Genomic DNA, 17429 nt, shown 5'->3' on the forward strand with positions numbered 1-17429 from the left:
GTTCAGGCCCTTCTCCGAGGATCGGGGCGGTCTCGAACATCAGCGTGCAGGTGATGCGTCGCCGTCTGGGGTTGCCGCAGCGACAAGCACCGCCAAGGCCGGGCCATCCGGATCCTCCGCTGCCGCGGAGACGGCACCGCGCAGCGCGGGCGCTTCGGATCCGGGTCCGAGCAGCGGTGGGGAAGCGGGCGGCGCCGCAGCTTCCGGCGGGCGCGACGGGGCGCGAGGTCGGCGTGCGACGGCGCGCGGGGCAGGGCCCTCGGGCGGCGGTGCCGCGGCGGTGTCCGATACGGCCTCGGCCGCCGACGCTGACGCGGCCCTGGCGGCCGGGGGCGCCAGGGTGGCAGGCGCGATGGAAGCGGTGATCGTCGGGTCCGGCACTTCCGGCAGCGGCGATGGTGATCCTGCCTCGCGCTTTTGCGCCGGCGCACTTCTGTCCGGAACCGAGCCGGTGATCGTCACGCTGCGTCCGGCGGCGGCGCGGACCTTGGGATCGCCGAGCTTCTCGCCGCGCTCGAACCACATCGCCTGCAGCGCGGAAGAGATTTCCGCCACGCTCTGCGACGTGCTCATGCCGGGCGGGAAGGGATCGATGCCAAGCGAGGCATAGACGTTGGCATAGGCGTTCTGGAGATCGGCATAGACCATGTCCATCTCGGCGTCCGCCACCAGCGTGTTCATCTCCTCGCGGATCAGGATTTGATCCGAGGTCCGCTGCGCCTCGGTCTCGGAGCGGACCTGGCGAACGATCTTGTGCTGGACGGCGGCAAGGCCGCGGGCGGTGTCGTAGGATTTCTGCAGATGGTCGTGGCGGATCAGGCTGACCTGGATCTGCGTCATGATCGCCATCGCCACCGAAAGCGATCGCTGCTGCAGGAGGTCCTCCTGCGCCGCGATCTTCTGCTTGGTGGACGGCATGGCCAGCAGCTTCATCAGGTTCCAGCTGACCTTGGCGCCGTAGGAGACCCAGTCATTGGTCTGGATGTAGCGGTTCGAATCGTAGTTCGGACCGGCATAGAGGTTGAAGCTCGGCAGCAGTTCGAGGATCGCAGCGTCGGCCTCGCGGTCGTTGACCCGAAGCTCGTAGGCGATCTCGCGCATTTCCGGGCGGTTGGTCGCAGCGATCGCGTAGAGTTTCGCGGTATCGCGCGGCAGACCGAGCGCCACCGGCCGCTGCGCGGGAACGTCGAGGCGAAACTCCGAGCCCGGCCGGATGTTGGCGAGGGCGGCGAGCTGGCTCTTGGCGACCTTTAGCTCGCCCTCGAGCTTCTCGATCTGCCGCTGCACCTGGATCAGCTCGCGCTCATAGGTGAGGGCGACCAGCGGCGAGGTTTCGTCGCCGCTGGCCAGCTTGCGGGTGTCGCGCAGGGCGCCCTGGACGCGGCCCTCGAGCGCGCGGAGGCGGTCGACCAGACGCTCGTAGCTGGCAGCGCGCCAGTAGGCGGTGCGCACGTCCTCGATGATCCGGTTGACCACCTTGCGCTTCTTTTCCTCCTGGATCAGCACGTCGTCCGCTGCTTGCTGGGCGCGGACGTAGGACAGGCCGAAGTCGAGGATGTTCCAGGTGAAGCCGAGATCGGCGCTGGCGATGCTGGGATCGCGCAGCGCAGCCGTCGAGGCGTCGGGCGTGTTGCGGCCGGCATAGCCTGAGCCGGCGACGAGGCCCGGCAGCATGCTGTAGCCCGACAGCCGCAGCTCGCGCATCTTCAGCGCCGAGGCCATGATCTCGACCTTCGCGTCCAGATTGTACTTCAGCGCACGGGCCATGGCGTCATAGAGGCCGAGGCGGCCCGAGACGGGTTCCTGTAGCGCCGTAACATCGGCCAGCCGTGCTGTGGCGAAGGCATAGTGCTGGGCACTGCCGAACGGCTTTGGCTGGGTCGTGCAGCCGGCCAGCAGGCTGGCCAGCGAGATCAGGACGAGATGGCGCTGCACGAAATACCCCGTTGGTGTGCGGAAGCTCCTGACGAATGCTTGCCGCCGGAAACGCATCGTCCAGACCGCCGTATCCGGTCCATCCTATGCTTGGAGTGAAAGTATTCATCGATTTAACGACCGAAACTTAACTCAGGCTGACGGTAAGTTAGCCGATTACTAAAACCCCCTTTTCGCCTTGCGCTACTTATGGTTTCTGCTCGCATGGGATGCGTTCTGCGGTCAGCTCGATAGGCGGCGGGTGAGCATCGAACCGAAAGGCGGTCCTTGCGACCGACAGCGGAGAGTGTCCGATGGCAATCCGTCAATCCAAGCCAGCCCGTGCCACGCCGGAGCAGGCCAAGCCGACCCGTGCGACGCCGGAGCAAGCCGCAGCCACGCCTTCCACGGGGGCTCGCTACGCCGCGATGTTCATGGAACTGGAGGCGCGGATCGCGTTCGACGGCGCCGGCGCGGAGACGGTGGAGAAGTCCCAGCAAGGCGCGCACGAGGGTGGCGCCCCGGCATCCGCCGACGCTGCGTCCGGCCACCACGACATAGCGGCGCTGTCGGCGGCGCTGGCGCTCGCCCATCCCGCTCCCGCCGTCGAGAGCGTGCACCGCGAAGCCTTGGCGGAGCGCACGCCGCAGGCGGCGGACACGGCGCCCGCCCGCGGCCCGGTAGAGATCGTCTTCGTCGATCCGACGGTCGAGGGAACCGACCAGCTCGTCGCGGGCATTAGTGGGAATTTCGAGGTGGTCGTGCTCGATGCCGGCCGGGACGGCGTCGCGCAGATCGCCGCGGCGCTCTCCGGACGCCGGGACGTTTCGGCTCTCCACATCATCTCGCACGGCAATGCCGGCACGCTCTCCCTCGGCACGGCGACGCTGGATTCGCTGTCGATGGCGGGCGAGCACGCGCAGGCGCTGAAGGAGATCGGCGAGAGCCTCTCCGCCGATGCCGACATCCTCGTCTACGGCTGCAATTTCGGCGAAGGCGCGCGCGGCGCGGTCGCCACCGACCTGCTGGGCCGGCTGACCGGCGCCGATATCGCCGCCTCGACCGATTTGACGGGCGCTGCCGACCGACAGGGCAATTGGGTGCTGGAGCGCCAGACCGGACAGATCGAGAGCCGCGTGGCCATCGACGCGGCGACCCAGGCCGCCTTCGAGGCGACGCTCAACGCGTCCGCCAGCACCGGCAAGGGCGCCTTCGTCGTGGTGGTGGGCCGCACCTTCTACAGCGTCGACGCCACCACCGGAAAGGCGACCGCGATCTCGACGGCGCCGGGGACGATCGGCAGCATCGACGTCAGCAACACCCTGAACTCGCTCGGCTCCGACCAGGCGAACGGCCTGATCTATTTCACCGATAGCGCCTCGCAGAACGCCAACCGCGGTCTTTTCGCCTACGACTACGTCAACAACAGCTACCTCCTGATCGACAGCGATCTCACCGACAACGGTGCCGGCAGAAGCCTTGTGGTGGGCAGCAGCGGTCTGGGCGGCGGGGCGGCTGCCTTCGCCAACAACGCGCTCTTTCTCGGCGTCGAGAACGTCTCCGGCAATGACGACCAGATCTACCGCCTGACCTTCAACGACAACGGCCGCACGCTCGCCGCGATCTCGACTTTTGGGGCGCTCGTCGGCGGCGGCAACAACTGGGGCGATTTCGCACTCGATCCCGCCAAGAACGTGCTGCTGAGCATCAGTGGGGGCGACGCCACGATTACCCGCTATGACCTTGCCTCAGGGGAAATCCTTAGTACCGTCACCGGCAGCAGCACGACCTTCCAGGGCGGCGGCGACGCGGAAGGCAACGCCTATCTCGTCGGGGCGTCCTTCCAGCAGATCGACCCGGTGACGGGGGCGCTGATCGGCTCGGCGATTACCATCACCACCAATGGCGCCAATCCGCTCGGGGCGCCGTCCGACGCCACGACCTTCACGCCGCAGACCGGCATGATCGGCGACCGGGTGTTCGACGACAACAACCTCGACGGCGTGTTCGGCGCAGGGGATACCGGACTGTCCGGCGTCACGGTCCAACTGATCGACGACGTCAACGGCAATGGCACGGCGGATGCCGGGGAGCGGGTGCTGGCCACCGACACCACCGACGCCGCCGGACGCTACCTGTTCACCAGCGTCCTGCCGGGCGCCTACGTCGTCCGCATTTCCGATGCCGGCGGTGTCCTCGGCACCGCTCCGGCGACGACGGGCACCACGAAAGCCGTCACGATATCACGCGTCGGCGGCAGCGATCTCAGCGCCGACTTCGGCTACAACGCGCGCCCGCCGCTGATCGATCTCGACGGCGGCACCCCGACCGCGATCGCGCTCACTGGGTCATCGAGCTCCCGCGACGTCGTTTCCGGCGGGACCTTCTCCGGCGCCTCGCCGAACATTGCGCTGTTCGGCAGCGCCGACAACGCCTTCTCCTGGAACTTTGCGGTCGCTTCGCCCCTCGATGTCGCGGGCACGCGGGCCGTGCTGAACCTTTCGACCATCGAGCGCTCGTTCAAGATCGCGGTCAACGGCAGCGCGATCCATTCTGCCACCGACTTCCAGCTGGTTGCCGACTCGCGCTCCACCGGCGAGGTCCTGTTGCGCTTCGCCGACGGCGCGGAGGTCGCCAGTCCGCAACTCGCCAACACGAACCGGCTGCCGCGCGTCCAGGTGATCCTGACGCCACAGGGCATCGAGTTCTGGGGCACCCGGACGACCAGTTCGACCGTGCTCGAGCGCCTGGTGCCGGACAGCGGCACCGTGACGCTGCCGGTCTTCGTGCAGGGCGGCAATACGATCGACTTCACCAATACTGGCGGAAATTACGCGAGCAGCGTGTCGGGGACACTGACGGTCACCGCGCCTGACTTCGACTATGCGACGTCCTATTCCGAAAACGGCGCCAGCGTTTCGGTGGGTGGTCCCCAACTCAGCGTGTTCGATCCCGACAGCACCACGCTGGCCGCGGCGGTGGTGACGCTGACGAATGCGCAGGCCGGCGATCTCCTGGTCATCGACGGCGCGCTGCCATCCGGCATCCGCGTCGCGACCGATACCAACGTCGCCGGCCGCATTACCGTGACGCTCAGCGGCACGGCGAGCCGCGCCAGCTACGAGGCGGCGATCCGTCAGGTGCACTATCTCTCGACCTCGGACGCCCCGCCGACCGTCGCGCGAACCGTTACCGTCAATGTCAGCGACGGGGGCCTCCTCTCGAACACGGCGACGACGACGATCGCCGTTATGGCCGTGAACGATGCACCGGTAAACGGCCTCCCGGCGGGCTTCACCACCGGCGAAAACACCCGCCTGACGCTGAGTGGCCTGTCGATCTCGGATGCCGACGCGGCCTCGGGCGCCTTGACGGTGACCCTCGGCGTCGGGTCGGGGACACTGACGGCGGCGAGCGGCGGCGGCGTGACGGTCTCGGGTTCGGGTTCGGCGACGCTGACGCTTACGGGCACGCTTTCCGGGCTCAACGCTTTTCTTGCGGGCGCATCGGCGCCGGTCTTCGTGCCGGTGGCGAACGCGTCGGGCCCGGTCACGCTGACGATGACGACGCGCGACAACGGCAATACCGGCGTCGGCGGATCGCTCTCCGACACCGACACGACGACGATCACCGTCGCTGAGGTGAACGACGCCCCGGTGAACACGCTGCCGGCGGGCTATTCCGGCACCGAGGACAACAGACTGACGCTGACCGGCCTGTCGATCGCCGACAGCGATGCGGGATCGGGCATGATGACGGTGACGCTCGCGGTCGCCTCGGGCAGCCTCGGCGCCGTCTCGGGCGGCGGTGTGGTGGTCTCTGGATCGGGGACAGGGACCCTCACGCTGTCGGGGACGCTCGCAAACCTCAACGCCTACCTCGCCAGCGCAGCGGCCCCGGTCTACGTGCCGGCGACCGACGTTAACGGCCCGGTCACGCTGACGATGACGACGAACGACGGCGGCAATACCGGTCCGGGCGGGCCGATGAGCGACGTCGACAGCGTGGCGATCACGCTGGCGGCGGTGAACGACGCGCCGGTGATCGACCTCGACGCGAGGGCGTCGGGCACCGGCACGGCGGTGGCCTATGCCGAGAATGGCGCCGGCGTCGCGGTGGTCAGCGCCAACCTGTCGGTCTCGGACGTCGACAACGCCAACTTGACCTCAGCCACGATCGTCATCGCCAACGCACAGGCGGGCGATCTCTTGGCGATCAGCGGCACGCTGCCGTCCGGCATCAGCGCCAGCTATGACGGCGCGACCGCGACGCTGACCCTGTCGGGATCAGCGTCGAAGGCGGCCTATGCCGCGGCGCTCGGCCAGGTGCGCTTTCTCTCGACCTCGGAGAACCCGTCGACGGTGTCGCGCAGCATCAACATCGCCGTCAGCGACGGCGCACTCGGCTCGAACGTTGCGGTGGCGACGGTCAGCGTCACCGCGGTGAACGACGCGCCGGTGGCCGGCGCCGACAGCTTCAGCACCGACGACAAGACCGCGGTGACCCTCGACGTCCTCGCCAACGACCGGGATGTCGACGGCGGCAGCTTGCAGGTAACCGAGGTCGACGGCACCACGATCTCCGCGGGCGGTCCGGCGGTGTCGGTCACCGGCGGGCGCGTCGCGCTCAACGCCGACGGCACGCTGACCTTCACGCCGACGACGCCCTATAGCGGCAATCCGAGCTTCCGCTACACCGTGTCGGACGGGCAAGGCGGCACGGCGACGGGCACGGTCTCCGGCACGGTGTCGTCCGTCGAGACCGCGCCGGTTGCCGCCGACGACCGCATTGCCGCGACCGAGGACACGCCGGTGACCTTCGACGTGCGCCTCAACGACAGCGATCGCGACAACGATCCGCTCGCCGTCACGGCGATCGACGGGCAGAGCATCGTCGCCGGCGGATCGGTGGCGGTGTCCGGCGGCAGCATCCGGCTGAACGCCGACGGGACGCTGACCTTCACGCCGACCGCCGACGTCAACGGTCCCGTGCGTTTCGGCTACACCATCTCGGACGGCCGCAGCGGCACGGCGAGCGCGACTGCGTTGATCGAGGTGGCGGCGGTGCAGGATGCGCCGCGTCTCGGCGCCGACAGCTTCTCGGCCAGCGAGGACGGAACGGCCACGATCGCGGTCCTTGCCAACGACAGCGATCCCGACGGGGACGCGCTGACGATCACGGCGATAGACGGCACCGCCATCGCGGTGGGCGGGACAGTGGCAACGGTCGGCGGGACCGTCACCCTCAATGCCGACGGAACGCTTCGCTTCGTGCCGGCGGCCGACTTCAACGGACCGGTCTCGTTTTCCTACACCGTGTCCGACGGGCAGGGGAACGTCTCGACGGCGACGGTGTCCGGCACGATCGTCGCGGTTAATGACGCGCCCGTGGCGCGTGCCGACAGCTTCGTCACGGCCGAGGACACCGCTGTCGTGATTGACGTCCTCGGCAATGACAGCGACGTCGATCGCGACGAGATCAGCGTGATCGAGATCAACGGCACCAGCATTGTGGCCGGCAACACGCTGGCGGTCGCCGGCGGCCGGGTGACGCTGAACGCCGATGGGACACTGACCTTCACGCCGGACGCTGACGTCAACGGGCCCGTCGGCTTCAGCTACACGGTCTCCGACGGCAAGGGCGGCAGCGCGACGGCGAGCGTTTCGGGTTCGGTGACCGCGGTGAACGATGCGCCGGTGGTGCAGGCCGACAGCTTCACCACCGCGGAAGACACCGCGATTATCCTCACCCCTTTACAGAACGACGCCGATCCCGAGGGCGACGCCCTGGCCATCACCGCGATCGACGGCCAGTCGATCGGTGTCGGCGGCACCGTCGCCGTCAGCAACGGCCACGGCACCGTCACGCTGAACGCCGACGGCAGCCTTACCTTCCGCCCGGCCGCGGATTACAACGGGCCGATCCGCTTCGACTACACGGTGTCCGACGGCAGCTTGAGCACCAGTGCGACGGTCAGCGGCACGGTGACGGCGGTCAACGACGCGCCGACCGCCGGCGATACGAGCCTCTCGACCGCCGAGGACACCGCCGTCAGCGGCCAGTTGCCGACGGCCATCGACGCCGATGGCGACACGCCGACCTATGCTCTCGGCACCACCGCGCCCGCCTCGGGCACGGTAACGATCTCGCCCGGCGGCGCCTATACCTACACGCCGAAAGCCAACTTTAACGGCACCGACCGCTTCAGCTACAGCGTCAGCGACGGGCAGGGCGGCAGCCGCGAATACACCGTCGCCGTCACCGTCACCGCCGTGAACGACACGCCGACCAGCACGGCGATGCCCAACCGCCTGCGGCTGGACGGTGAAGCCGAGAGCTTCGACGCGTCGCAGTACTTCACCGATGCAGATGGCGACCGGCTGACCTTTTCGCAGACCGGCTTGCCGGCCGGCCTTACGATCAGCGCCGGCGGACAGGTGAGCGGCACCATCGACCGCAGCGCCAGCCGCGGTGGTCCGAACGGCGATGGCGTCTACACCGTGACGATCACCGCGACAGACCCGAGCGGCGCCACGGTGACAGGCACCTACACGGCCGTGGTCACCAACCCGGCGCCGGTCGCCGTCGACGACGCGGCGGTGACGAGCGAAGACGTCCCCGTCTCGTTCAACGTCCTCGATGGGACCGCCAGCGGCGGCAGTGCCGACCGCGACCCGGATGGCGACCCGATCCGCCTGGTGTCGGCAAGTGCGGCGCACGGGACCGTGGCCTTCACGCCCGATGGCGCGATCACCTACACGCCGAACGCCAACTATACCGGCCGGGACACCATCACCTACGTCATCGCCGACGTGGATGGCGGCACGGCAACCGCGACGGTCGCCGTCACGGTCGTTTCGGTCAATGACCAGCCGATCGGCACCGGCATTCCCGATCGGACCCGCACCGATGGGCAGCCGGAATATCTGGACGCGTCCGCCTTCTTCTCCGATCCCGACGGCGACAGCTTGACCTACACCGCGAGCGGCCTGCCGGCCGGCCTCGCCATCGACCAGCAGACCGGCCTCATCTCCGGCACCATCAATGCCGGCGCGTCCGGCGTGTCCGGCGTTCAGGACTATGCCATCACCGTCACCGCCCGGGATGGCCTGACCAATAGCGACGGCAGCCCTTCGCAAGCGTCGGTCACCTTCAACTACACCGTCGTCAACATCCCGCCGGACGCGCGCGACGATAGCGCGACGACCGCCGAGGAGACCGCTGTCGACATCGACGTCCGCGACAACGATCGCGACGCTGACAACGACACGCTGACGATCGTCCGGGTCAACGGTACCGCGCTGACCCTCGGCGGGCCGGCGGTCGCTACCCCGAACGGCACCGTGACGCTGGTGACGGATGCCAACGGTCGCGCCGTACTGCGCTTCGTGCCGAAACTCGACTTCACCGGCACGGAATCGTTCGACTACATACTTGCAGACCCGAACGGCGGCGAGGATTCCGCGGCCGTGACGGTGACGGTGAACGGTACCAACGACGCGCCGCGGACCACCGGTCCGGCGCCTGCGCTGACGGCGGTGGATGGCGAGAGCATCGACCGCAACCTCGCCCCGCTGTTTACCGACGTCGACGGTGACGTGCTGACGTTCACCGCGTCAAACCTTCCGGTGGGCCTCTCGCTGGATGCCGCCGGGCGCCTCACCGGGACGATCGATCACGCGGCGAGCCAGGTGAATGGCGGGCTCTACCAGGTGGTGATCACCGCCACGGACCCCTCCGGGGCCTCCCAGACGCAGTCCTTCCAGTGGACGGTCGCGAACCCGCCGCCGTTAGCCGTCAACGATGTGGCGACGACGGCCGAGGACAACGCGGTCGACATTGACGTCCTCGACAACGATAGCGATCCCGACCTCGACCCGCTGACCGTGGTTGAGCCCTCTGCCGCGCATGGCACCGTGACCTTCCAGAACGGCGTGATCAGCTACAGGCCGAACCCCAACTTCAACGGCACCGACACGATTTTCTACACCGTCTCGGACGATAATGGCGGGACCGCATCGGCCAGCGTGACGGTGACCGTCACGGCGGTCAATGACGCCCCGAGCGCCCGGCCGTTGCTCGATCGGACCGACAGCACCAATGAGACGATCGCTTTCGAAGCCGGCAGCTTTTTCAGCGACGTTGACGGCGACGCGCTGACCTTCGCGGCGACCGGCCTGCCGCCGGGCCTTGCGTTTGACTCGGCTACCGGCAGGATCTCCGGGGTGCTCGATGTCACGGGGACGGTCGGCAACACTTACCGGACCAGCATCACCGCCGACGACGGGCGAGGCGGAACCGTGACCCGAAGCTTCGACTGGACGGTCGCTGCCACGACGCCCGAGGCGGTCGACGACAACAACACGGCCGGTGAAAACCAGCGGGCCTCGGGCAACGTCCTCACCAACGATCTCGCCAACGGCGGCGCGACGCTGAGCGTCACGGCCGTCGAGGGCGTTGGCAACCAGGTCGGTGCTGAAATCAGGGGATCGCACGGCGGCCGCTTCACTATCCAAAGCGATGGCAGCTACAGTTTCGATTCCGGCGCCGACTTCGACGACCTGAAGGCGGGCGAGAGCCGGACGACGGTGGTGAGCTACGAGATCACGGATACCAACGGCACTAAAGATACCGCAACGCTGACCGTCACCGTTGGCGGCGCCAACGACACGCCGACGGCTTCCACGATCCCCGACCATCGCGGCCTCGACGGACAGTCGCTGACCGACAAGCCGGTGGACGTCTCCGTCTTCTTCCGCGATCCCGATGGCGACAGCCTGACCTTCGCCGCGACGGGCCTCCCGGATGGCCTGACGCTCGATGCCGCCGGCCGGATCACCGGCACGATCAGCGCCGATGCCAGCCTCGGGGGCCCGGCCCGTGACGGCGTCTACAGCATCACGATCACCGCCACCGACCCGGACGGACAGACGACGAGCGCCGTCCTGCGCTATAGCGTGACGAACCCGGCACCCGTGGCCGTCGACGACGCCGCCACGACCGCCGAGGACACGGCCGTCGTCATCAACGTTCTCGACGGCACAGCCGGCGGTAACGCTCGCGACAGCGATCCGGACGGCGACACGCTGACCCTCGTCTCCGCCTCCGCCGCCAACGGTACCGTGGACATCGGGACGGGCGGCAGCCTGACCTACAGGCCGAACGCTAATTTCAACGGCTCCGACACCATCACCTACCGTATCTCCGACGGGCAGGGCGGCTTTGCCACCGGGACCGTCGCCGTCACGGTGACAGCGGTCAACGATGCCCCAGTAGGCACCCCACTGCCAAGGCTCGTGCGCAGTGATGGCGCGCCGGTCTCCTTTGACCTCTCCGGCTCGTTCCGCGACGTCGATGGCGACAAGCTGACCTATGACGTCACGGGCTTGCCGCCGGGCCTCAGCTTCGATCCCGCGACCGGTATGATTTCCGGCACCATCGCCGCCAATGCGTCCGGCGCGACCGGGTCGAAGAACTATGTCCTTGCGGTCACCGCGACCGACGGGCGAGGGGGCAGCGCGTCTTTCTCGAGCACCCTGACCGTCACCAACATCGCCCCGGTGGCCGCGTTCGACACCCGGACGACCGCCGAGGATACCCCGCTCGACATCGACGTCCTCGCCAATGACAGCGATCCCGACGGCGATCCGATCGGCATCGTCAGCGTCAACGGCACGGCGATCACCCGGGGCGGCGGCCCGGTCGCGACCGCCCACGGCCAGGTCGAACTCGTCGACACGGCCGTTGGCGGGGTCCTGCGCACCGTCCTGCGCTATACGCCGAACGCCGACTTCAACGGCACCGACTCCTTCTCTTACGGCATCGCCGACGACAATGGCGGCACGGCCTCGGCCAGCATTACCGTCACCGTCGCGGCCGGCAACGACGCGCCGACCGCTGCCACCATCCCGGCGCGCAGCGGTGTCGACGGCGGCCTCGTCCGGTTTGAGCTCGCCAACGCCTTCAGCGATCCGGACGGCGACACGCTGACCTATTCGGCGACGGGTCTGCCAGACGGGCTGACGATCGATGCGGCAACCGGCGTCGTCTCGGGCCGTCTCAAGGCGGACGCGAGCCAGGTCGGGGGCGGTGTCTACCGCGTGACCGTGACGGCCAGCGACGGCCAGCTCGGCGTCGATAGGACCTTCGCCTACACGATCGCGAACCCCGCGCCGACCGCCGGCAACGACCGGGTGACGACGACGGAGGATACGCCCGTCAGCTTCGATCCGATCACCGGTACGAACACCGTCGACGGCGTCGCGGATGTCGACCCCGATGGGGATCCGCTGACGATCACGGCGATCAACGGCGTGGCGATTGCGGACGGCGGCAGCGTGGTGTTGGCGCAAGGCACGATCACGCGGAACGGCGCGAGCCAGTTGACGTTCACGCCCAATCCCAACGCCAACGGCACCCAGTCCTTCGTCTACCAGATCTCCGACGGCCAGGGCGGGACCGCCGATGCGGTGGTGACGATCGCGATCGCAGCCGTTGGTGATGCCGCCTCGGTCGACCTCAACGGCCCGGCGGCCGGCGTCGACTATGCCGCCGTCTTCAACGAGGGCGACGCCCCGGTGCGCCTTGCGGATGCGGCTGCCGCCATTATCGACGCCGAGGACGACATCGTCGCGCTTCAGCTGATGGTGACCGGTGCCGGACGTGACGGCGCCGCCGAGATCATCCGCCTCGGCGGTTCCGTCGCGTTCGTCAGCGGCACCGCGGCCAGCGGCACCATCGTCGTCGGCGGCACCAACTTCGCCTTCCGCTACGACGGCGCGGGCAAGCTCGCCATCGCCAGCGCGGCGGGCGACGGCACCGCCATGCCCGCGGCCGACCTGCAGGCGCTGATCGGCAGCCTGCGCTACGAGAACACCAGCGACAACCCGACAGCCGGCGTGCGCAGCTTTGCCTTCACCGCCACCGACAGCGCCGGCCTCGCCTCGCCGACGGCGACGACCAGCATCACCGTCGCGGGCGCCAACGACGCGCCCATCGCCCGCCCCGACACCGCCACGACCGACGCCAATACGCGGCTCGGCTTCGGCGGATCGCCGAGCCTCCTCGTCAACGACAGCGATCCCGAGGGCGACGTCCTGACAGTCAGTGCCGTCGGCGGGGCGTCCGCTGGGGTGGGTGCCGGGGTAACCGGCTCCAGCGGCGGCCAGTTCGTCATCCGCGCCGACGGCCGCTACAGCTTCGATCCCGGCGCCGACTTCAAGGATCTCCGCGGCGGCGAGACACGGACGACGTCGGTGGTCTACACCGTCTCGGACGGCATCGGCGGCACGGCCGAGGCGGTTCTCAGCGTCACCGTGACCGGCCTGAACGACGCGCCGGTCGGCGCCGACCTCGCCATCTCTCTCCAGGAGGACGGCTCCGCCTCCGGCACGCTGCCGCTCGCCAGCGACGTCGATGGCGACGCGCTGCGCTATGCTGTGGCGGCCGCGCCGGCGCATGGCACCGTGTCGATATCGCTGAACGGCGACTATACCTACGTGCCGTTCGCCGACTTCAACGGCGCCGACAGCTTCACCTACACGGTCAGTGACGGGTCCACGGCCGTCCTCTACACCGTCAACGTCACGGTCGCGGCCGTCAATGACGGGCCTACCGGCCCTACGACCGTGCCTGATCTCGCGCTGCAGGATGCGGCGCGAACGACGGTATCGCTCGCCGGCTATTTCAGCGACGCTGATGGCGACACGCTCGTCTACACCGCGTCAAACCTCCCGGCTGGGCTGACGCTCGACCGCATGACGGGCGTCCTCTCCGGGACGGTCGATGCGGACGCCAGCCAGCTTGGCGGCGGCCGCTATGCGGTCGTCATCCAGGCCACCGACGCTGCCGGGGCCTTCACCACGGCGCGCTTCACGATCGTCGTCACCAATCCCCCGCCGATCGCCATCGATGACCGGGTGACCACGAGCCAGGACAGCACCGTCTCGGGTTCGGTCCTCGCCGACAACGGCAGTGGCGCAGACCGCGATCCCGACGGCGATGCCTTGATGGTGTCGTCGGTCGCCGGCAGTGCCGCCGGTGTGGGCGCCGCGGTCGCCGGGTCGGCCGGCGGCTCCTTCACGCTGAATGACGACGGCACCTATCGCTTCGCGCCCGGCACCGACTTCATCGGCCTCGGTGCGGGAGAGACCCGCGCCACCAGCGTTCGCTACGCCATCAGCGACGGACAGGGCGGCACGGCTGAGGCAGTGTTGACGGTGACGGTGACCGGCACCGACGAGCCCCCGGTCGGGTCGGCGAGCGGCTTCACGGCGACCGAGGATACGGCCTATTCCGGGACGCTGCCCGCGGCGAGCGATCCCGACGGTGACCCCGTCGTCTACGGGATCGGCACCCCACCGGCGCATGGCGACCTGCAGGTCCGCGCCGACGGCACCTTCCGCTATACGCCGGCGGCCGACTATCACGGCCCGGACAGCTTCACCTACACCGTCACGTCCGGAGGGGTGACGGTGCCTTATACCGTCACGGTCGACGTCACCGCGGTGAACGACGTGCCGGTGGCGGCCCCCGATGACTTTACGGTCGCCGAGAACGGCACCGCCATTCTCGCGGTGCTCGGCAACGACAGGGATGCCGACGGCGATCCGCTGGCGGTGACCGAGATCGACGGCATTACCATTGTCGCCGGCCAGTCGCGCACGGTGACCGGCGGCAGCGTCACGCTTGAACCGGACGGCAGGCTGACCTTTACCGCAACGCCCGGCTATAGCGGGCCAGTGCGCTTCAGCTACACGGTTTCGGACGGCCCCAGCCGCGCGATCGGCACCGTCTCGGGCGCCGTCACGGCAGTGAACGACGCCCCGGTGAACACGCTGCCGGCGACGTTCAATGCCGTCGAGGACACCCCGCTGCGGCTAACGGGCCTGTCCGTCGCGGATGCCGACGCCGGCAGCAACCCGATCAGCGTCACGCTCGACGTCAGCCTAGGTACGCTCATCGCGACGGGCGCTGGCGGCGTCCGGGTCGGCGGATCGGGAACGGCGCACCTGACGCTGACCGGCACGCTCGCGTCGATCAACGGCTTCCTCGCCGGAGTGAACGCGCCGGTCTATCAGCCGGCGCAAGACGCGACGGGAACGGTGCGGCTGACGATGACGACGAACGATGGCGGCAATGCCGGCGCCGGCGGTGCGCAATCGGCAAGTTCCGTCGCCGACATTCTGCTCGACGCCCGCAACGACCTGCCGACGGCGAGCGATGTCAGCCTGACGACCAAGGTCGGGCAACCGGTGTCTGGCGCGATCCTTGGCCGGGACGTCGACGGCGATGGGCTGACCTACAGGCTGGTCGCCCAGCCGCCCGGCGGAACCGTCCGTCTCGACCCCGACGGGCGCTTCAGCTTTACCCCGGCGCCGAACTTTTCCGGACAGGCTCGCTTCGAGGTCGCCCTAGACGACGGCCAAGGGGGCACCGCGACCGTGCGGGTCGTCGTCGATGTCACCCGGCCGAACGAGGCGCCGGTGGGCAGCGACGTCTCGGCGGCGACCCGCGAGGACGAGCCGCTGACCGGCCGGCTGCCGGTGGCCGTGGACGCCGAAGGCGCGCCGCTGACCTATGCGCTCGCGGCCGATGCGGCGAACGGCCGTGCGGTGGTGCGCGCCGATGGTAGCTACACCTATACGCCGAACGCCGACTTCGACGGCTCCGACAGCTTCACCTATTCGGTCAGCGACGGGACGACGGCCGTCGTCTACACCGTCACCGTATCGGTCGCGGCGGTAAACGATGCACCGGTCGTGACCTCGCCGACCCGCCTGTCGGCGATCGAGGACCGGCCGCTGAGCGGTGCCATCCTGGCACGCGACGTTGATGGCGATCCGGTGACGTTCACCCTTGCCGCGGCGCCGGCGCACGGCAGCGTCGTCGTCAACGCCGACGGGACCTTCACCTACACGCCGGCGGCCGACTTCAACGGCGGCGACAGCTTTGCCGTCGCGGTCTCCGACGGGCGGGGCGGGACGCGGATCGAGACGTTCAGCGTCTCGGTCGCCGACGTGCCGGACCTGCCGGTGACCGGCGCCGACAGCTTCACCGTGCCGGAGGACGGCACCGTGACGCTTGACGTGACCGGCAACGACCGCGACCCCGACGGTACCGGGCTGACGGTCACCGAGATCGACGGCCGGCCGATTGCGGTCGGCGCGCCGGTCCGGATCGCGTCGGGCATGGTCGCCCTGAACCCGGACGGAACGCTGAGCTTCACACCGTCGCCGAACTACAACGGTCCCGCGGGCTTCAGCTATACCGTCCGCAACGCAGCCGGCCTTGCCAGCACCGGCAGCGTCGGCGGGGCAGTGGCCGCTATCAACGATGCGCCAATGCTGCCGCCGCTGCGCATCGACGCGGTGGCGGGCGGCCCGACTACCGGAACGCTCGGCGGGTTCGATCCCGATGGCGATCCGCTCGTCTACACCGTCACGCAGGCGCCGCGGAACGGCACGCTGACGCTTTCGCCGGACGGCCGCTACAGCTACGTGCCGACGCCTGCCTATACCGGTTCCGACAGTTTCAGCTTCTCGGTCAGCGATGGCACGGCGACGGTCACCGGCAGCGCGACCATCGGCGTTCGCCCTGGCCGCACCGAACCGGTGACGGTCGATATCGACGTCCCCGCGCCCGGACCGGACGCGAACGCTTCATTGAGGACGATCGGTCGGCCGGTTCGCTCGGTCGATGCCGACGGCGAGGTGCTGGTGGCGGTCGGCAGCCTTGGCAGCATCGATGCGGGGCCTGTCGGGCAGCGCTCGCTCGACAACGCGATCGACGCGATGCAGGACCTCAACGGCCTTGCCGGGATGCCGGCGGACGAGCTGATCGCCCGCACGGTGCGGGCCCAGACGGACTGGAGCGAGACAGGAGGCCGCCTCGACAGCTTCAGCGCAGCGCCTTTTCTCGGCGGGTCCGATATCGGGCAGCTGCTGTCGCAACGGGACGGCACCTCCTTCGTCGTCGACACCACGATCAACGAGGGCGTCCTCTACGTGATGGTGGCCGCAAGCGAGACGCGCGAAGGCGCGCGGATCGGACATGAAACGCGGGTGACGCTGGCGGACGGGCGCGCGCTGCCGGCCTGGCTGTCGTCTGAGAACGGGGGCGTCGTCTTCGGCTACCCACCGGCGGGCCTCGAGACGATCGCGTTGAAAGTCCAGGCGGTGGACGAGAACGGGGCCGTGTCGCAGAGCGTCATCACCATCGACGTGCGCAGCGGGGCGGTGACGGAGAACCTCCGGGGCGATGAGGCTACGACGGCGGGCGCCGCCCTGTTCTCGCAGCAGCTGAGAGCCGAGCTTGCCGATATCGGCGAGGGCATTGTCGACCTCTACAACGCGCTCCGCTTCTAGAGCATCCCGCAAGTGGTTGGACTTACCCAATTAAGGAAAAATGCTGTCAGTACAAAAAAGACAGAGCACCGTGTGTCCCTCAGGGACGCACGGTGCTCTGTCGGACCGCATTCGACGGATTGCCGCGCCCCAAAGTGCGGCAGTCCAAGA

Annotated in this window: 2 protein-coding genes; one reads left to right on the forward strand and one right to left on the reverse strand. The window is 68.8% G+C overall.

Annotation, left to right across the window (positions count from 1 at the left end; all coding sequences use genetic code 11):
• Nucleotides 1-39: 39 nt before the first annotated feature.
• A complete protein-coding gene (locus ACZLZQ_RS13115) occupies nucleotides 40-1935 on the reverse strand; it encodes a TolC family protein (RefSeq protein WP_472949725.1) in 1896 nt (631 codons plus the stop codon).
• A gap of 293 nt (nucleotides 1936-2228) precedes the next feature.
• On the opposite strand from ACZLZQ_RS13115, the gene ACZLZQ_RS13120 reads away from it, so the two are divergent.
• Complete coding sequence (locus ACZLZQ_RS13120; RefSeq protein ID WP_472949726.1) at nucleotides 2229-17279, forward strand: Ig-like domain-containing protein; 15051 nt, start codon at nucleotides 2229-2231, stop codon at nucleotides 17277-17279.
• Nucleotides 17280-17429: the final 150 nt, after the last annotated feature.

Source organism: Mesocryomonas lacus (assembly GCF_055730105.2).

What these genes read in the sequence shown, in the direction of transcription:
- ACZLZQ_RS13120 (WP_472949726.1), top strand. Translation starts at nt 2,229, where the DNA reads ATGGCAATCCGTCAATCCAAGCCAGCCCGTGCCACGCCGGAGCAGGCC.